This window comes from Flavobacterium chungangensis (assembly GCF_042654045.1).
GTDB classification, from domain to species: Bacteria; Bacteroidota; Bacteroidia; order Flavobacteriales; family Flavobacteriaceae; genus Flavobacterium; species Flavobacterium chungangensis.
Genome location: NZ_JBHSFY010000006.1, coordinates 211665 through 230476, shown reverse-complemented (window position 1 = coordinate 230476; position 18812 = coordinate 211665). Strand labels below are relative to the sequence as shown.

The following is an 18812-nucleotide window of genomic DNA, read 5'->3' as shown; positions in this document are numbered from 1 at the left end:
TATTCAAATAAAATTAAGAAAGGAGGTGTCTCAAAAAGACAGCTCATTTTTTTGTAGGCTTCGAAGAAACGAATTATTTATAGTAAAAAATAAATGTATACAATATGAAGAGCTCCAGAGATAAGCTTCGGAGAAGCGTAATATTTATAGCAAAGAATAAACGTATGCAATGTAAAGCTCCAGAGGAGCGACATGTTTTTTTTCAATCTAAAAATTTTATGAACAGTCTAAAACAGACAAGAGAGCAACATCTACTTTGCCCTCTTGTCCCTCTTTAACTAACCAATATATTTATTCTGAAAACTCTAATTTTTTCAATTTATTCCAGCCTCCTCGAGTAAAATCTGGTATTTCAACAGGAGCTGAATTGTTGTCTAATGAAATTTCAGTTAATGGACCAAGGCAAGACCATTCTGCCAAATCGTAAACATCCATATCTAATGGAAGTCCTTTTTGAAGACAGTAAATTAATCGGTAATCCATGATAAAATCCATACCACCATGACCGCCTACTTTTTTGGCTTGTTCTTCAATACCTTTAGCAATTGGATGTTTGTATTTTTCCATGAGTGCTTTTTTAACTTCTTCAGGAACAAAAGAGTGTGCGCTTAACTTTTCGTGATTTGGTTTTACATCATCACTTAATTCTTTTCCATCCAAAGCATAACCTTCCAACGGATATTTATTAGCAAATCCTTTTGTGCCACTCAATTGATACATTCTGCTGTACGGACGAGGAGAAGTCACATCGTGCTGAATGTGAATTGTTTTTCCGTTTTCGGTACGAATCATCGTCATGGTATGATCTCCGTTTCTAAAGTCCTTTATTTCTTTTCCAGATTTTTCTTTGATGTAAGCAGGATTTCCAACCGCTTTTGTATCCATAGAAACCAAGAAATTCATTTTGTCTCCACGGTGAATGTTTAAAGCTTGACAAGCTGGTCCCATTCCATGAGTGGCATAAACATCACCGCGGTGTTTGATGTTGTAATCCATTCTCCAGTTGTTCCAGTATTCTCCCCAAAACGGCTGTAAACCGTGAATGTAAGAACCTTCAGCATGAAGAATTTCTCCAAAAACGCCTTGTTGCGCCATGTTTAAAGTAGTCAGTTCAAAGAAATCGTAAACGCAGTTTTCCAATTGCATACAGTGCTTTCTTGTTTTTTCAGAAGTATCAATAAGTTCCCAGATTTCTTTCATAGTCAAAGCACCTGGAACTTCAATAGCAACGTGCTTTCCGTCTTTCATGGCTTGAACACCAATTGAAGCGTGATGAAGCCAGTCTGTTGCCACATAAACTAAATCTACGTTTGGTAATGCGGTTACTTTTCTCCAAGCATTTTCATCACCATAGAATTCCTGTGCTTTTGGGAAACCTGCCTTCGTTAAAATCTCATTTGATTTTGCAGTATTTTCTTGAGTCATGTCGCACAACGCTACAATTTCTACACCCGGAATATGTGTCATACGTTCTACCGCGCCGGGTCCACGCATTCCAAGTCCGATAAAAGCGACGCGAACGGTTGGAATCGCTGGTGCAGCTAATCTTAAAACATCGGTTTGACCTTTAGCGCGTGTTGGAGTTTTTGTTTTTATCATTTGAGCCGATGCAAATGTCCCCCACAACATAATGCATGCGGCCAAAATGAATTTTAAATTACTGGTTTTCATAGTTAATTTGTTTTAAATGTTTTGATAGCTTTTATACTATCGGAAATACTGAAATTTTTATTTTTTGAGACTTTTACCATTAAGAAATTAAGTTCATAAAGCTTGGCTTAAATTGCTTATTTTCTTAATGGTAAAAAGAAAATTTAGCCTAATTTTAAAAAATCACTCATACTATTAAATGGAGAAATGTTGTTTTTGACATTTATTATGGTAAAACACTAAAATCTATTTCAAGCTTTTTATTGTTGAGTGGTCTTGTAAAGTTAGTTTTTGGTGTTGTATAATTATTAAAAAAACCTCCATTTTTTAAATAGAAAGAGCCCTCTTCAGCTCCACCGGCAAAATCCATACGATATTCTTTAGCTCCTGTATTGTCATTGGTAAATCGTGCAGTATTAATTTCTGTCCAATTCCCTTTTTCATCGCAGATCCATTGATTGTTGAACAAAACTTTACGAGATAAATCGCCTTGTTCTGGAATAAAATTTTCTAAGAACGAGTGAAACCTTTTTAAATAAGTATTCGTTTCTGGGCGTTTAAAACTGGCAATCAGCATCCATTTCTTTAATTCTGGAGGGAAAAAATAAGCGGTATATGTTGTGGTATTATCTCCATTTGGAGATCCTTTAAGCAGGAATTTATAGGTTGTACCCGCTTTCCAATTGTACTTTAAATAGCTTTGTCCGCCAGAACCTTCATTTCCAAATTCTCCCGTATGAACATTTTCACCCTTTTTAAGCATTTTAATTTTGTATGATTCTGGAATACTGTTTGGATCATCGGTATTAAACGGACTCCAAACAGAAAACAAAACTCTTCTTTCGGTTGCAGAATTTACCTGAATTCCGAAATAACCTTCGCCAAAGCCATTTGCCATAAAATAAGAACCAATTTTGTCTTCATTTTCAGGAACAGTAATCTCGTTGTAAAACCATTCTGCATTTATGTTTTCTGGAACGGGATAGTTTAAGTGAACAGATGGACCTCTGCGCCCCCAATGATAAAAATTACCTTCGTTATTTGGAACATAAGAAATTTTTCCGTCGTAATCAGCGCTGGAAATTTTTAATCTATTGATGGATGGAAAACGATCACCATTTTTAGTAATTCCTTTTATTTTCAGTGCAACATAACCTTCCTGATTGATTTTCCAATTTCCAATTACAACTGCTTTCTTTGAAGTATTGAAAGTTACTTTTTTTGCTTCATTATTAATCGAAAATTCAAGCTCTGATTTTCCGTAAACTTCAACAGATTCTTCAACAGAAATCTGAAAAGTTCCCGGTTTGAAAATTCTGAAATAAACGGTAAAGGTTTCGTCAGCATTTTTCCAATTCTCAATGCCATTGTCTGTAATCGTATTATTGTCTTCTAGATGTTTAGAACTGTATGCATTTCCTGCCAATGGTAAAGAAATAGATGTTTTAGGATTTTCTATTTCATTATTTTCTGAACCATTTTCGCTGTGGTCAGTACAGGAAAATGATACAAGTGAAAAAGCTAAAATTAGATAAAGTAAATTTTTCATTAGTAAGTATTGAATGATTAACTTTTTTTAAACCTCTCTAATCTTTATAATTAGAGAGGCTGTTAAAAACAATAAACAAATCTAAAACGATTATGGATTTTGGGTTAATGTACCCGGATAAGCGTTAATTTCTGATTGCGGAATGTACTGCACCACTCTAAGACTTGTTGCAGGAACATCGTTCATTGGCAAATGCGGACCAGGATAGCGGCGTGTCATAGTTTGTCCGTTTCTGTAAACATCATAACCGCGATGTGCTTCAAACGCAAGTTCCAATTGACGTTCTTCATCAATTCTTTGTACAGCGTTTGTGCTATTTAAAGAAGTATATCCTCCGCCAACAATAGCTCTTTCGCGAACCTTATTCAAATTGGTTAAGGCATTGCTATAATCTCCTTTTTTAGCGTAAGCTTCAGCAAGATTCAAGTACATTTCTGCCAATCTTGAAATGATAGGAGAGTGTAAGTGTGAGTCATTATCTTGAAGTGAACATTTTGTAATGTAGTACATTGGATAAACACGATTTAAAAGCATCATATAATCTTTTTCGCCAGTATATGTTTTTCCCTCGTACACAATTGAATATTGATTTTCTGCCGCGTTTACAGTTGTCAAATTGTAATTTGTAGTTCCTATAGTTATGAAAAAAGAACCATCAGGATTACGTTGTAAAGGCTGTTGCATATAATTGTATCCCGTTTGAGTTCCTCCTGCGTTAAAAACATCATAGATAAAACGGAAAGCCTCTGTTTTGTTTCCTGCTGCATCTGTAGCATATTGCGGATCAATAAAAGCCCAACGTGCATCATTTTTTCCGCCAGCTTTTCTAAGTAAATCTAAATATTTAGCGCTTGCATACATTTCTCCCCAACCTTGACCTTGAATGTTGGCATACATACCGCCAATTCCGTAATAGTGATCGAAGCCAGAGAATTCAGAAGCAACTTGTTTTACTGCAAAAATGGTTTCTGTTTGTTCTGGAGCGTCAGGAGCATAAGTATTATATTTCATGAAACTTGCACGGCTTAATAAACTGTAACGTCCGCTTGCAATTACTTTATTTGAATATTCTATAGACTGTGTTGCAAACTCTTGATTTGGCGTTTCATAAGTACCGCTCATATACAAATAGATTCTAGAAAGCATTGCCTGAGCTGCTTCTTTTGTTGCATAAGCAGCAGTTTTATTGGTATTCATTAAAGCTTCTGCTTTTTTCAAATCATTAATTGCCTGTGCATAAGTATCTTTTACAGTAGAACGATCTGGTAAGGTCAAATTGTTTAGGTCGTCTGGAAGACCATTTACAATTGGAACACCCAAATTAGTTTCAGGAGATTGTGCATAAGGCCTTCCGTATGTTTTGCCTAAATAGAAGTAGATCATGCCTCTTAAATAATACGCTTCTCCCAATTGCTGGTCTACAGCATCACTTTCTCCTTCTTTGATAATTTTAATTAAATCACTTGACTGCGAAATAATTTTATAACTATTGTTCCAAAAAACAGATAAACGTCCATTATTAGTAACATGCTGATAGGAAATAAAAGAATAAAAAGCATCAGTAGACGTTCCTCTAATCATAATATTGTCGCCTGGATATTCGCCAACTCTATGCATAACATCAGACCATCCTTTTAGCTGTGCATAACATCCGTTTAATAAAACTTCGATAGAAGCTTCTTTATCTTCCTGAATTTTATCTTGTGTATAGGAATTAAATGGTTCTCTGTCTAACTCACATGAAGACAGGAAACTAATTGCTGTAAATAATAGAAATATCTTTTTCATGATTTTGTTTTTAAAGAGTTAAGTTAAGTCCCAATACCACTTTTCTTGTTGAAGGATAAACCTGTGAGGCAACTCCAGAAATTACATTTTGACCAGTTGCACTGTTGTAATTAGGAGGAAGTTCAGGATCAACCCCAGAATAATGGCTGATGGTAAATAAATTTTCTCCAGCGATGTACAATCTTAAATTTGAAATGTAAAGACTTTCAATCGGCAAGTTGTACCCTAAAGTAATACTTCTCATTTTTAGGTAGGTTCCAGTTTCTAAGAAACGAGAAGAGGCTTTGTTCGAGTTGCTCGGGTTGTTGTAAATTGCTTGCGGATGTGTAGCAATATCTCCAGGTTTTTCCCAACGGCTCCAGCCGCTATGCAAATTCATTTGATTACGATCTGTGTAAGCACCATCCGAATCAAATTCTGCTCTGGCATAGTTGTAAATTTCTCCGCCTACAGAATAACTGAAAATAGCTGCGAAATCGAAATTCTTATAATTTAAATTAGTAGAAAAGCCTCCAAAAAAGTCAGGTGTGTAAGCGCCAATTACTTTTTGGTTTTTAGAGGCAGCTGCATAGTCGTACGTTTTAACACGAGCTCCGTTTGCATCTGTTGTCATCCATTGTGGTTTTCCATTTTCTGGATCAACACCCGCCCATTCTGTTAAATACCAGCTATCAACATCCATTCCCGGAGTAAGCAGTTTTGATGCAGAACCTGCAATGCCGCTTCCGTCTCCAACGATAATCTGAGTTTTACCGCCATAAAGACTCGTTACTTTATTTTTGTTGGTACCAATGTTCGCATCAACAGACCATTTTAAATTATCATTTTTAATGATGTCCACATTTATCGATGCTTCAAAACCTCGATTATTTACCGCTCCAACATTTCTCCATATACTAGTTACCCCAATTACCCCTGGAAGCGGTACTTGATATAAAAGATCAGAAGTGTTTTTATTGTAATAATCTAAAGTAATATTTACGCGATTGAATAATCCAATTTCCAAACCAATATCGCCCGTGTATGTTTTTTCCCAGCTTAAATCTGGATTTGCTAATTGAGAAATTAAAGCACCAGGATTTTCATTATAACTTTGTGAAAAAGAATATAATGGAAGGTGAGGGTATAAGCTGTTTGGTCTATTTCCTACCGAACCATAACTTGCTTTCAATTTCAGATTATTAATGAAATCGGCATGGAAAAAGCTTTCTTTATGAATGTTCCAACCACCACTTAAAGAAAAGAAATTTCCATATTGTGCATTCTTTCCAAAGTTGGATGCACCGTCACGACGGAAAGAAACTTGTGCCAAATAACGGTCATCATACGAATAATTGATATTTGATAAAAGTGATTGCACTGCCCATTGCGATCTTCCTCCACCTACTTTTTCTGGAACTGCCGCAGCATCTGCAACAACGATTCCTGGCGGAATTCCAGTTGCGATTCCGTTGCTGTATTTAGAATTGTATTCATTCCATTCGTAACCAGCAACAGCATTGATGCTGTGTTTGTCAAAAGAAGTATTGAATCGTAAAAGCTGATTACTGTAAACTCTATTATAAGTACTGAAATAATCCTCAATTCTTCCTTTAACTGCTAATCCAGATGAAGATCTAGGGTCTGAATAGTAAGTCGAATTATAGTTTCCGAAAATGTAATTATTTACAGAAGCATAAGTCAGCCAGTTTGTAAATTTGATATCAAAATCCATGTTGGCACGAACCGTATAACTTTCAGATTCACCGTAATTCCATTGCAAATCATACAAATAATTAGATCCGGTGGTGTTTACCCAAGTCGGATTTGGTGCATTTCCAACCAAAGTTCCATCCTCTAAATAAGGACTGTCCCAAGGCATATTTCCGTACAAAGCGCCTACAGAATGCTGTTGGTCAAATGTCGTTTCTTTAGTTAAGTTTATTTGAGGACGTAAAGTAAACCAAGTATTTGGTTTGTACTCAAACTTCATTAAACCATTGTATTTTTTATATTCGTAACCTTTTATAGCGCCAGTTTCATCATAATATCCGAGAGAAACATAGCTTTTAAAGTTGTCACCGCCTCCGCTAATCGATAAATTATAGTCGTTTGCAATTCCAGTTTTACTTCCGTTATCCCACCAATCGTAATTTTTGTTTCTCAATTCTGGAGTCCACCACCAAACATTTTGAAAATCTTCTTTATTAGCAAAAGAATCATACAAGTCGTATAATTCGCTACCGTTCATAATATCAAAATTTCCGTTGTTGATCGTTGTCATTGCCGTCCTTGCAGAAAAACTAATAGTTGGTTTTCCTTTTTTACCGCTTTTAGTAGTTACAACGATAACTCCGTTTGCACCTTGAGAACCGTAAACAGCTGTAGAAGCGGCATCTTTAAGAACAGTAAGTGTTTCAATATCTGCTGGATTCATATTTCCTGAGCTATTTCCAACAATAACACCATCGATAACCCATAACGGGTCGGTGCTTCCGTTTACAGTGGTTCTACCGCGAATAATAATTTTTCCGACAGATCCAGGCTGGCCTCCGCCTGTATTTACAAAAACACCGGTAGCTTTTCCAGCTAGCATATTTTCTACAGCAGGAGTCGTAATATCAACAATTTTTTTGTTGTCTAAAGTTTGAAGAGATCCTGTTAAACTTTCCTTTTTAACTTTACTGTATCCAACAACCACTACTTCGTCCATCTGTTGTCCAGCTTCTTTCATTGTGATTTTCAATGAAGAATTACCTGCTGGAACTTCTTGTTCCTGCATTCCAAGGAAAGAAAACACTAAAATTGTTGAAGCATTTGGGACTTCTATTGAAAAACTTCCGTCCATATCGGTTTGTACACCCGTTTTACTTCCTTTAATCACAACATTAACTCCAGGGATTGGAGTTCCTTTTTCGTCTACAACTTTCCCTTTTGCAATTTTTTGAAATGCCAATAAACTGGTTTTGTTTGAATCGATTTCACTAATTGGTGCTGCAGTCGCTGCTTGAATACTTAAAGACAACAATGAAAATAACGCCGTTTTTAAGCTTTTTTCAAGTACTGAATGCATTCTAAAAGTACTAGACTTTTTAGCGAATACTTTTTTCATACTCTGGTTAGGTTTTGGTTAATAATTGAGTTTTTTGTTTAGTCGATTTTTTTCTTTTTTACGAATTAAAATTTTGGTTTTGTTGACGTTTTTGGACCGCTTTTTTTAACTGAAAATGATCAAAAATAAATGCGAAAACGGTCTTCTAAATTCTAATTGTTCGACGAAACTAGAGATTAAAAAATTATAAAACAAGAAAAAACACGAAAAATGTGCTCGAACACACAAAATTTATGTTCTCGAGCACATAAAATTGTGTTACTGATTTTTTTTGGCACAAAAAGTTGATGATATTCTAAAATAAAATGTAAAAAAGACAGTTGTGAGATTTAATAGGATTCTTAGCGGGAAGTTTTCTTTTTTGTGGAATAAAAAGTACTTTTAAATTTTACTAATAATTCTGCAATTGTTTATTTCTAATGCTAAGAATTAATCAAGTATTTTTAAAATTGAATTAGGTGAGTTTTTTCTTTCTCTATTTTTTCTACACTTGAATTTTAAAAATTACGATTAGATTTACTGAAAAAGTTTATCTTATATTAGCGTTTTAAAAGAGATAATCACTCTAATTTTTTGAACATTAAAAACACACTTCAAACAGCAGTATTTTCTATCTCTAAAAAAATAAAAAACATTTAAAAAATGAGTTCAGATTTAAAAGCCTACAAAGTCAATTTCGTTAAACAAAATGAAGAAGCAAATATTGAAAAATTGGACTATAATTTTTGGGAAAAGGCAAATTGTCTGAGCGATTTTTGTTCGCCTTGGAAAACCGAACTGTTTTCAAAAATTGAATTTAGAGCGAGATGGAATGCTGATTATTTATTTTTTAATTTTCAGGTTTTTGATTCTGAAATTTATATTGATCGAAAAGACAATTCTACAGACAGTATTTGCAATTCAGATCGTGTGGAGCTTTTTTTTAGAAAAGATGAAAAACTAAGTCCGTATTATTGTCTGGAAATGGATGTAGATACACGTATTTTAGATTTTGAAGCTTATCCTAATTGGAATTTTGATTACGATTGGAAATGGCCAAAAGGACATTTGGAGGTTTATTCTTTTAAAAATCCCAATTCATTTACCGTTCAAGGAAAAATAAGTTTGGTTTCGTTAAGAGAACTAGGTTTAATTCGAGATAATGTTATACAAGCTGGAGTGTATCGAGCTAAATTTTCAGAGAACGAAAATCTAGAATACGAACCAACATGGATTTCATGGGTTAATCCTAAAACAGAAGAACCCAATTTTCATATCGCATCTTCTTTTGGAAAATTTATTCTTGAAGATTAAATGATAAAGAAGAAAATTTAGTAAATATAGAAATCTGCATTTTCAACATTTATAATATCAATTGGCAGTAAAATGGTTTCAGGAATTTCTTTGCTGTACAAGAAATGTTCTGCCAATGTGCTAACGCCTAAATAAGCTTGTCTTTTTTGGTTTTGATGAATTAAGAAATGCAGTAGTCCTTCGTTTAAGAAAGTCACATTTTTTTCGATTAAATCGTAACCAATCAAAGCTATCTTTTTGTCTTTCAAGCCTGAAAGTGTTGTTGCAATTTGATAGGCTTTTGAAGTTGTAATGAAAATTCCTTTTAAATCTGGATTTTCTTCCAAGAAATTTAAAAACTTGCTTTCAACATTTGGATGCTTCAGTTTTAATGTGGTCAGCGAAAAAGAATTGAGTTTTTTTTCTTCAAAATAACTTCTAAAACCTTTTTCTTTTTCCTGCATATGAACCGCATTCTTCAAACTTTCGTCTATATGAACAATAGCAATTTGGCCTTCAGATAAAATTAAGTTCATTAAACTAGCAACAACTCGGCCGCTTTTGTAAAGATCCTGGCCGACAAAACATTTTACAGCATTAGATTCGATTTGATTATTGAAAGTATTGACAATAACATTTGACTCCTCATAAACTTTAACTGCTTCGATGGTTTCTTTATGAAATACTGGCGCAATTAACACTGCATCTGGTTCAAGATTTAAAACAGCGTTGTTTGCACTTACAAACGATTTTTTACTCTCTGGATTAAAATATTGAATCGTGATATTGACACTGTAAGGTTTAAATTCTTTTACCGCATCTTGTATGCCATTGACACAAGGAAGCCAATAAGAATCTATTTCGGGATCTGGCAGCAGAACACAGATTTTATAGATTTTAGTATTTTTTAAATTCCTAGCAATTAAATTAGGTTCATAATCTATAACATTTAAGACCTCATTAATTTTTTCCAGCGCAGCAGGAGAAACCTTTCCTCTATTATGCAAAACCCTGTCGACAGTTCCTTTAGAAACTCCGGCCATTTGTGCAATGTCTTTAATAGTATATTTTTTATCCATATAAGCAAATATATAAATTACATTTAATTTTTCGGAATATAGTTTGGACGAATTTTGAAAATGTGCTCGAGAACATTTTCAAGTGTGTTCGAGCACATTTTTTCTTATTTTATTTGTTTTATCAAAATATAATCTATAGTTTCGTAGAATCAAAACCCAAAATCAAAGTAAATTCACTAATCAAAATATACTTTAAAGCATTGTTTTTCAGTATTATAATATCTTGTTTTTAAATGAGGAAAATTACAGCTTCAGCACCAGGGAGAACCTGTCTTTTTGGAGATCACCAAGATTATTTAGGGCTTCCTGTTATAGCCTGCGCCATAGATCGAAATATTAAATTAGTAGCAAAAGAAAATCTGACCGAAACATTTGTTTTGAATATGATTGATATTGATGAAATTCGGATTATAGATATTCATGCTACATTTGATAAATTAGAAGCACGAGATTATTTTGCTTCAGCATTACGTGTTTTACGTCGATACGGATGCAAACCAACCACAGGTTATACGGTAACAGTTACTGGAGATATCCCAATAAATTCTGGAACATCAAGTTCTTCGGCTTTATTAATGGCTTGGATTCGTTTTTTAATAGAAGCCTTTGGAATTGATCATGAAGTGACGCCAGATTTTCTTTCTAAATTAGGATACGAATCTGAAGTTTTGGAACATGGAGAACCAGGCGGAATGATGGACCATTTTAGCATTGGTGTTGGAAATATTGTTCATATTAATACCAAAAAGCCGTTTTCTTTTGATGTAATTGGAACGGAACTAAAAGGCTTGATAACAGGAGTTTCCGGAGTTCCTAAAGAAACAATAGGATTAATAGGCGAATTAAAAGGTAATGCTTTATTGGCTATTGATATTGTAAAGCAAAACTATCCAGATTTTGATTTAAATGCTTCAAAAATTGAAGATTTAGATCGTTACCGAAATTGTCTTCCAGATCGTTTGATTGCCTACTTTGAGGCAGCAATAAAAAACTACCATTATACTAAAGAAGCATTAAAAGAATTTGAAAAGCCAGTTTTAGACCTTCAAAAAATTGGCGCTTTGATGAATAGTCATCATGAAGTTTTACGTGATCTTCTTAAAATAACAGTTCCAAGAATTGATCAAATGATTAATGCTGCTTTAAAAGCAGGAGCATATGGGGCAAAAATTGTGGGCTCTGGCGGAGGAGGAAGTATTGTCGTTATTGCTGATCCTCAAAAAGAAGATGCTGTTATAAAAGCCATTTTAAATGCAGGGGCAGAAGAAGCTTATGTGGTAAATGTAGATCCAGGAGTACGAATTATTGATAATATTGAAATTTAAAATAAAATGCACGAAAATTTAGTAATTCTAGCCGGTGGAGCTTCTTCTCGTATGAAAAAAGAAGCGGTTTTAGATAATTTATCTCCAGAAGAAATTGCGCAGGCTAATGAAAGAAGCAAAGGTTTAATTGGTGTGGGATCAAGCGGAAGGCCTCTTATGGATTATCTTTTGTGGAATGCCAAAAAAGCAGGCTATAAAAACATCTATATTATTATAGGAGAGCAAGGTAATTTGTTTAAAGAGTTTTACGGAAATGAAATGAAAAACAACAACTTTCATGGATTGAATATTTCATTTGCGGTACAATATATTCCAGAGGGAAGAATAAAACCTTTTGGAACAGCTGATGCCTTATTTCAGGCAGTAGAACAATATCCAGAGCTGAATTCTCAATTTTACTCGGTTTGCAACAGCGATAATTTGTATTCGGCTGAAGCATTGCGTGCTTTGAGAGAAACTGAAAGCCCGAATGCTTTTATCAGTTACGATCGCGATGCAATGGATTTTCCACTGGAGCGTATTTCACGTTTTGCAATTGCAAAATTGGATGCAAATAATCAGCTTTTGGATATTTTAGAAAAGCCTACGGAAGAAGATTTGGAACAATATAAGGACGCAGAAGGAAAGATACGTGTGAGTATGAATGCTTTTAAGTTTAATGGCAAGACTTTATATGTACATCTTAAAAATTGTCCAGTGCATCCAGAGCGTGACGAAAAGGAGCTTCCAACAGTGCTTTTGAACTCCGTTAAGGAAAATCCGAATACAACGATCGGAATTCCGTTTTCGGAGCATGTTCCAGACTTAACTGCTAAAGAAGATATTGCTGATGTAAAAACATATTTGGCAAAATATTACCCTGATTTAAACTGGAATAGCAAAAATTAACAAAACTTTCATATCTAAATTAGAGAATAAGGAAATTTAATGTAGTACTTTTGTTTTGCAAAAAAAATGCAGATATTTGCATAAATTACGCAATCAATAATGTGAGAGTTGATTCTAATTTAGATTTTGAATTAAATAAATCTATAAACTAATCAACCAAAAATTATGACAAACATTAAAAGTACATTACAGGTAGAGAAAAAAAGTGCCATTGTTCCGATGGTAATTTTAACCTTATTGTTTTTTATTCTAGGATTCGTAACCTGGCTTAACGGACCACTAATTCCGTTTTTTGAATTAGCCTGCGAACTAACTTCTTCGCAAGCTTATTTTGTGACTTTCGCATTTTATATAGCCTACTTCGTAATGGCAGTTCCTTCTTCTTATATTATTGAAAAAGTGGGATATAAAAACGGAATTTCTTTAGGATTGCTAATTATCGCCGCAGGAGCTTTTATGTTTTATCCAGCGGCTTCTAGTCGTACTTTTCTTTTGTTTTTATTGGCCTTATTTGTAATGGGAACTGGTTTAGCGGTTTTACAGACAGCATCAAATCCATATGTTGTAGTAATTGGGCCTAGAGAAAGTGCAGCTGCAAGAATCAGTGTTTTAGGAATTGCAAATAAACTAGCTGGATTCGTAGCGCCAATCGTTCTTACGGTTTTGGTTTTGTCTAATATGCAGGACTTTACCGCAGACAAAATTGCTGCGATGGATGAAGTTGCAAAAACTACTGCGTTAAATTCTCTTGCTTTGCAATTACAAACGCCGTATCTTTATATGGGGTTGATTATTACAGTTTTAGCCTTGATGGTGAAATTTTCTCCTCTTCCAGAAATTGATTTGGATGAAGAAGGAAATGTTTCGAATTTAAGTGTTTTTCAACAGATTAAAAATGCATTTAAATATCCGCAGCTTGTTTTAGGAGTAATTACTTTAATGTTGTATTTGTCTGCCGAAGTTTTGGCGGGAGATTCTATTGGAGCTTTCGGAAAACAACTTGGAGTTTATGGTGAAGAAGGGAATTTCTATCTTAAATTAACCTCATTTACCATGTCGGCAATGGTTATCGGATACGTTCTTGGAATAGTATTGATTCCTAAATATGTTTCTCAGGTAACTGCTTTAAAAGTATCAGGAATATTGGGCTTGGTACTGGTTATGGCAATTGTTTTGATTTCTCCAAAAATAATGATTGCATTTCCAGGAACTCCAAATATACCATTAGTAATACTTTTAGTAGCGCTTTTAGGATTGGCAAATGCATTGTGCTGGCCAGCAATTTGGCCAATGGCTTTGCAGGATTTAGGAGGTTACACCAAGATTGGTAGTGCTATTTTGATTATGGGAATTATCGGTGGAGCAGTTTTTCCATTGTTTTACGGAATGATTACTGAAAGTATCAATTCTGCAAATATTGCAAAAAATATGCAAGGTGTTTCAAAAAGCGGTAATCAGTTGGCGTATTTAATTTTATTACCATCTTATGCAATGATTTTGTTTTATGCTGTAAAAGGGCATAAATACAGGAAATGGAATAGTTGAACAAAAATAAAAAATTAATATATCATGTTAAAAAGTAAAATCGACAAAGCAACAGGTTTCGAAAAACGATTCGAAAATATTAATACAGTTGTTTTTGAAAACTCAACAGATGCTTCAAAAGAAGTAGCGCAAGAAATTGCAGCATTAATCAAAGAAAAGGAAAAAGAAGGAAAGCCATGTATTCTTGGTTTGGCAACAGGTTCTTCTCCAAAAGGATTATATGCCGAATTAGTGCGTCTGCACAAAGAAGAAGGCTTGAGTTTCAAAAACGTAATCAGTTTTAACTTGGATGAATATTATCCAATGGAACCAAATTCAATCAATAGTTATGTTCGTTTCATGAAAGAACTTTTGTTTGATCATGTCGATATTTTACCTGAAAACGCTCACGTTCCAGACGGACTTTTAACAAAAGAGCAAATTGCAGATTATTGCCACGAATATGAAGCTAAAATTGAAGCTTTAGGCGGAATCGATCTTCAGATTCTTGGAATTGGAGGAAACGGACACATCGGATTTAATGAGTCTGGTTCACTTCAAAACTCTAAAACTCGTTTAGTGGCTTTAGATCATATTACAAGAGTTGCTGCAAGTAAAGATTTCTTTGGTTTAAATAATACACCAAGAACTGCAATTACACTTGGGGTTAAAAAAATCATGGAAGCAAAAAGAGTGATTTTGTTAGCTTGGGGTGAAGGAAAAGCAAACATTGTAAAAAAATCTGTTGAAGATGAAGTTACAAATCGAGTTCCTGCTTCATTTTTGCAAGAGCATAACAACGCAGTTTTTGTTTTAGATAAAGAAGCTTCTTCAAAATTAACTAGAATCAACAAGCCTTGGTTGGTTGAGAAAATCGTTTGGACAGATAAATTAACTCGTAAAGCAGTTTTAGGATTGGCATTAGATCTTAAAAAACCAATTTTAATGCTTACAGATGCTGATTATATTGAAAACGGTATGAGTGATTTGTTGGCAGATTCAGGTCCAGCTTACGATACTAATATTAAGATATTTAATAAATTACAGAATACAATTACAGGTTGGCCAGGTGGAAAACCAAATGCAGACGATACAAATCGCCCTGAAAGAGCAGAGCCAGCTAAAAAGCGTGTATTGATTTTCAGTCCGCACCCAGATGATGATATTATCAGTATGGGAGGAACTTTTATGCGTTTGCAAGAGCAAGGACATGAAGTGCACGTTGCTTATCAAACATCTGGAAATATCGCTGTTGCTGATGATGAAGCGCTTCGTTTTGCTAGATTCGTAATTGACTACAACGAAAAATTCGGAATCAAAAGCGAAGAAGCGGATAGCATTTATAAAAAGGCAGAAGCATTCTTGCAGAACAAAAAGAACAGTGAAATTGATATCCCGGAAGTTCGTTATATTAAAGGTTTGATCAGAAAAGGAGAGGCGAGAGCTACTAGTCATTTTGTTGGTTTGCCAGACGAGCAAATTCACTTTATGGAATTGCCTTTTTATGAAACAGGTACAATCGAGAAAAAACCAATCGGACCAGAAGATGTTCAGTTGACAGTTGATTTGATTGAGAAAATTAAACCACACCAGATTTACGCAGCGGGAGATTTAGCAGATCCACACGGAACTCACAAAGTTTGTTTGGATGCGATTTTTGAAGCAGTAAAAGTTTTAAAACCAAAAGAGTTCATGAACGATTGTTGGTTATGGTTATACCGTGGAGCTTGGCAAGAGTGGGGAATTGACGAAGTTGAAATGGCTGTTCCAATGAGTCCAGATCAAGTTCTAGAAAAACGTCACGGAATCTTCAAACACCAGTCTCAAAAAGATGGAGTTGTTTTCCAAGGAACAGACGCAAGAGAGTTCTGGCAGAGAGCAGAAGACAGAAACCGCGAGACGGCAGCTTTATATCACCAATTAGGTTTAGCAACGTATGCTGCAATGGAAGCTTTCGTGAGATGGCACTACTAAGATGCTAAGGTTCTGAGATGCTAAGATTCTAAGTTTTTTTCTTAGTGTTTTTAGAAATTAGTATAAAGTCTTAAATAATATTTTTGAAGCAGGAAGAGGGAACGCAAATAAGTTCTTTTTTCTTGCTTCTTTTTTTAAGGTGGCTAAGGTTCTAAGATTCTGAGATTCTAAGTTTTTTTTTTTTTTTTTTTAGATTTTGAGGTTCTAAGTTTTCTAATCTTTGTTTTAATAATCTGTGAGAATCCTTTTAATCTGTGGCAAATAAATAATAAGCTTGCTAAGTTTTAGTTTTTATGTTCGGTTTTGTTTAACTGTAAACTGCGACTGTGACTGAAAACTATTTTTAATCTATGGTTTTAGTTTTATGTTAGATTTTGTTTTAACTGTAAACTGCGTCTGCGACTGAAAAATATTTTTTTAATCTGTGGTAAATAAATAATAGCTTTGCAACTAATTGAAGCAAGAAGAAAGCATTGGTCTTTCCTCTTGCTTCTTTCTTCTTAAAAAACTATGGATCAAGACAAAAAACAACTCATAAAATTAGCACATACAAAAATGCCTTTCGGGAAATACGAGGGGAAATATTTAATTGATTTACCCGAATATTATGTCGTTTGGTATTATAATAAAGGATTTCCAAATGGAGAGCTTGGTCAGCAATTACAGCTTATTTATGAATTGAAATTGAATGGTTTAGAAGAATTAATTCGGAATATTAAGAAGCAATATCCGAAGCCGTTATAATATGCTTTTTGTGATTATGAGATTTTTATATAATTAGATAAAATTTTCATTATAATGACTGAAAAGCTTTTAAACAATAGAGAAAAATTAATATATAAGAAAGTTTTCTTTTGATTTGAAAAAGCTAAAAAATCAGCATTCTAAAATTCTAAAAATCTAAGAAGTCTATTGTATAAATTGTCTAATTAAATTTGTACTTTTGCCAAGTTTTTTACACAACTACTTACAAACAACAACAGAATGAATCAAACAAAATATATTTTTGTTACAGGAGGTGTGACCTCTTCATTAGGAAAAGGGATTATCGCGGCATCTTTGGCAAAATTGTTACAAGGAAGAGGATATCGCACGACTATTCAAAAATTTGATCCATATATTAACGTAGATCCGGGGACACTAAACCCGTATGAGCACGGAGAATGTTATGTGACAGATGATGGAGCTGAAACTGACTTAGACTTAGGACACTACGAGCGTTTCTTGAACGTTCCTACTTCTCAGGCTAATAACGTTACTACAGGAAGAGTTTATCTTTCGGTTATTGAAAAAGAAAGAAGAGGAGAATTTTTAGGAAAAACGGTTCAGGTTGTTCCTCATATCACAAACGAAATCAAAGACAGAATGCAATTGCTAGGTAAATCTGGCGACTATGATATTGTAATTACTGAAATTGGTGGTACAGTTGGTGATATCGAATCTTTACCTTATATAGAATCTGTTCGTCAATTAGTTTGGGAGTTAGGTGAAAATAACGGAATCGTAATTCATTTAACATTAGTTCCGTATTTGGCTGCAGCTGGTGAGTTGAAAACAAAACCTACTCAACACTCTGTTAAAACTTTAATGGAGAGCGGTATTAAAGCAGATATTTTGGTTTGTAGAACAGAGCACGAATTGTCTCAGGAATTGCGCCAGAAATTAGCTTTATTCTGTAATGTTAAAAAAGAAGCAGTTATTCAGTCAATTGATGCTTCTACTATATATGAAGTTCCAAATTTAATGCTTGAAGAAGGGTTAGATGTTGTAGCTTTAAAGAAATTAGATTTACCTAAAAAAGCATCTCCAGATCTTAAAAACTGGAATACTTTCTTAAAAAGATTAAAAAATCCAAAACAAACTGTAAACATTGGTTTAGTTGGAAAATATGTAGAAATGCAGGATTGTTACAAATCTATTTTAGAGGCGTTCATTCATGCAGGAGCTGCAAACGAAACAAAAGTAAACGTAATTTCTATTCACTCAGAGCATATTAATGCTGATAATGTGGAAGAAAAATTAGGTTCTCTTGACGGAGTTTTAGTTGCTCCAGGTTTTGGTGAAAGAGGTATTGAAGGAAAAATTGAAGCAGTTCGTTTTGTACGTGAAAACAACATTCCTTTCTTCGGAATTTGTTTAGGAATGCAAATGTCTGTTATCGAATATTCTAGAAATATTTTAGGTTATGCTGATGCGAATTCTACAGAGATGAACGATAAAACGCCTCATCCAGTTGTGAATTTAATGGAAGAACAGAAAAATGTAACCGATAAAGGAGGAACAATGCGTTTAGGTGCTTGGAAATGTGATATTAAACCAAATACTTTAGCACACAGAATTTACGGAGAAAAAACTATTTCGGAGCGTCACCGCCACCGTTATGAGTACAACAATAAATATGCTGATGAATTGCAAAAAGCAGGTTTAAAGGCTTCTGGAGTTAACCCTGATACAGGTTTAGTGGAAATCGTTGAGCTTGAAAATCACCCATTTTTTATTGGTGTTCAATATCATCCAGAATACAAAAGTACGGTTGCAAATCCGCACCCAATCTTTGTAAACTTTGTGGCTGCTGCAGTAAATGCGCATAAAAAACAGTAATTAATATTTTGAGAAGTTTGTAACTTTTGAGATAAACTCAGTACTAATAGACTTCAACGAATAACTTTTTT

Annotated in this window: 12 protein-coding genes; 7 read left to right on the top strand and 5 right to left on the bottom strand. The window is 34.2% G+C overall.

Annotated features, from left to right (window positions below):
• Positions 1-291 precede the first annotated feature (291 nt).
• The 4 genes from ACFO3N_RS11930 to ACFO3N_RS11915 all read right to left on the bottom strand — a co-directional run bounded on the left by ACFO3N_RS11930 (position 292) and on the right by ACFO3N_RS11915 (position 8078).
• Positions 292-1629, bottom strand: coding sequence for a Gfo/Idh/MocA family protein (locus ACFO3N_RS11930; RefSeq protein ID WP_379798162.1), 1338 nt, complete (start codon positions 1627-1629; stop codon positions 292-294).
• 247 nt (positions 1630-1876) lie between these two features.
• Positions 1877-3199, bottom strand: a complete 1323-nt coding sequence (locus tag ACFO3N_RS11925; protein ID WP_379797981.1) for a DUF3472 domain-containing protein — start codon at positions 3197-3199, stop codon at positions 1877-1879.
• A gap of 90 nt (positions 3200-3289) precedes the next feature.
• Positions 3290-4987 (bottom strand): RagB/SusD family nutrient uptake outer membrane protein, encoded by a 1698-nt coding sequence (locus ACFO3N_RS11920; RefSeq protein ID WP_379797979.1) that lies wholly within the window; start codon positions 4985-4987, stop codon positions 3290-3292.
• A gap of 10 nt (positions 4988-4997) precedes the next feature.
• Entirely contained in the window at positions 4998-8078 is a 3081-nt protein-coding gene (locus tag ACFO3N_RS11915) for a SusC/RagA family TonB-linked outer membrane protein (RefSeq protein WP_379797977.1), read from the bottom strand.
• A 642-nt stretch (positions 8079-8720) separates the two neighbouring features.
• On the opposite strand from ACFO3N_RS11915, the gene ACFO3N_RS11910 reads away from it, so the two are divergent.
• Complete coding sequence (locus tag ACFO3N_RS11910) at positions 8721-9371, top strand: sugar-binding protein (protein ID WP_379797975.1); 651 nt, start codon at positions 8721-8723, stop codon at positions 9369-9371.
• A gap of 17 nt (positions 9372-9388) precedes the next feature.
• Here the strand turns inward: ACFO3N_RS11910 and ACFO3N_RS11905 are convergent, their stop codons facing one another.
• Positions 9389-10429, bottom strand: a complete 1041-nt coding sequence (locus tag ACFO3N_RS11905; RefSeq protein ID WP_379797973.1) for a LacI family DNA-binding transcriptional regulator — start codon at positions 10427-10429, stop codon at positions 9389-9391.
• Positions 10430-10662: 233 nt separating this feature from the next.
• On the opposite strand from ACFO3N_RS11905, the gene ACFO3N_RS11900 reads away from it, so the two are divergent.
• From ACFO3N_RS11900 to ACFO3N_RS11875, 6 genes are all read left to right on the top strand, one after another.
• On the top strand, positions 10663-11754 hold the full coding sequence (locus tag ACFO3N_RS11900; RefSeq protein WP_379797971.1) for a GHMP family kinase ATP-binding protein: 1092 nt from the start codon (positions 10663-10665) through the stop codon (positions 11752-11754).
• A 6-nt stretch (positions 11755-11760) separates the two neighbouring features.
• A complete protein-coding gene (locus ACFO3N_RS11895) occupies positions 11761-12642 on the top strand; it encodes a sugar phosphate nucleotidyltransferase (RefSeq protein WP_379797969.1) in 882 nt (293 codons plus the stop codon).
• A gap of 165 nt (positions 12643-12807) precedes the next feature.
• On the top strand, positions 12808-14187 hold the full coding sequence (locus ACFO3N_RS11890; RefSeq protein WP_379797967.1) for a sugar MFS transporter: 1380 nt from the start codon (positions 12808-12810) through the stop codon (positions 14185-14187).
• A 24-nt stretch (positions 14188-14211) separates the two neighbouring features.
• Positions 14212-16140, top strand: a complete 1929-nt coding sequence (nagB, locus tag ACFO3N_RS11885; RefSeq protein WP_379797965.1) for a glucosamine-6-phosphate deaminase — start codon at positions 14212-14214, stop codon at positions 16138-16140.
• 510 nt (positions 16141-16650) lie between these two features.
• Positions 16651-16884, top strand: a complete 234-nt coding sequence (locus ACFO3N_RS11880; protein ID WP_379797963.1) for a DUF3820 family protein — start codon at positions 16651-16653, stop codon at positions 16882-16884.
• A 240-nt stretch (positions 16885-17124) separates the two neighbouring features.
• Complete coding sequence (locus ACFO3N_RS11875) at positions 17125-18741, top strand: CTP synthase (protein ID WP_095929926.1); 1617 nt, start codon at positions 17125-17127, stop codon at positions 18739-18741.
• Positions 18742-18812: the final 71 nt, after the last annotated feature.

Bases quoted from the DNA above. Each gene is read 5' to 3' on its own strand.
- ACFO3N_RS11930 (WP_379798162.1), bottom strand. From the start codon at position 1,629: ATGTTGTGGGGGACATTTGCATCGGCTCAAATGATAAAAACAAAAACT.
- ACFO3N_RS11925 (WP_379797981.1), bottom strand. From the start codon at position 3,199: ATGAAAAATTTACTTTATCTAATTTTAGCTTTTTCACTTGTATCATTT.
- ACFO3N_RS11920 (WP_379797979.1), bottom strand. From the start codon at position 4,987: ATGAAAAAGATATTTCTATTATTTACAGCAATTAGTTTCCTGTCTTCA.
- ACFO3N_RS11915 (WP_379797977.1), bottom strand. From the start codon at position 8,078: ATGAAAAAAGTATTCGCTAAAAAGTCTAGTACTTTTAGAATGCATTCA.
- ACFO3N_RS11910 (WP_379797975.1), top strand. From the start codon at position 8,721: ATGAGTTCAGATTTAAAAGCCTACAAAGTCAATTTCGTTAAACAAAAT.
- ACFO3N_RS11905 (WP_379797973.1), bottom strand. From the start codon at position 10,429: ATGGATAAAAAATATACTATTAAAGACATTGCACAAATGGCCGGAGTT.
- ACFO3N_RS11900 (WP_379797971.1), top strand. From the start codon at position 10,663: ATGAGGAAAATTACAGCTTCAGCACCAGGGAGAACCTGTCTTTTTGGA.
- ACFO3N_RS11895 (WP_379797969.1), top strand. From the start codon at position 11,761: ATGCACGAAAATTTAGTAATTCTAGCCGGTGGAGCTTCTTCTCGTATG.
- ACFO3N_RS11890 (WP_379797967.1), top strand. From the start codon at position 12,808: ATGACAAACATTAAAAGTACATTACAGGTAGAGAAAAAAAGTGCCATT.
- nagB (WP_379797965.1), top strand. From the start codon at position 14,212: ATGTTAAAAAGTAAAATCGACAAAGCAACAGGTTTCGAAAAACGATTC.
- ACFO3N_RS11880 (WP_379797963.1), top strand. From the start codon at position 16,651: ATGGATCAAGACAAAAAACAACTCATAAAATTAGCACATACAAAAATG.
- ACFO3N_RS11875 (WP_095929926.1), top strand. From the start codon at position 17,125: ATGAATCAAACAAAATATATTTTTGTTACAGGAGGTGTGACCTCTTCA.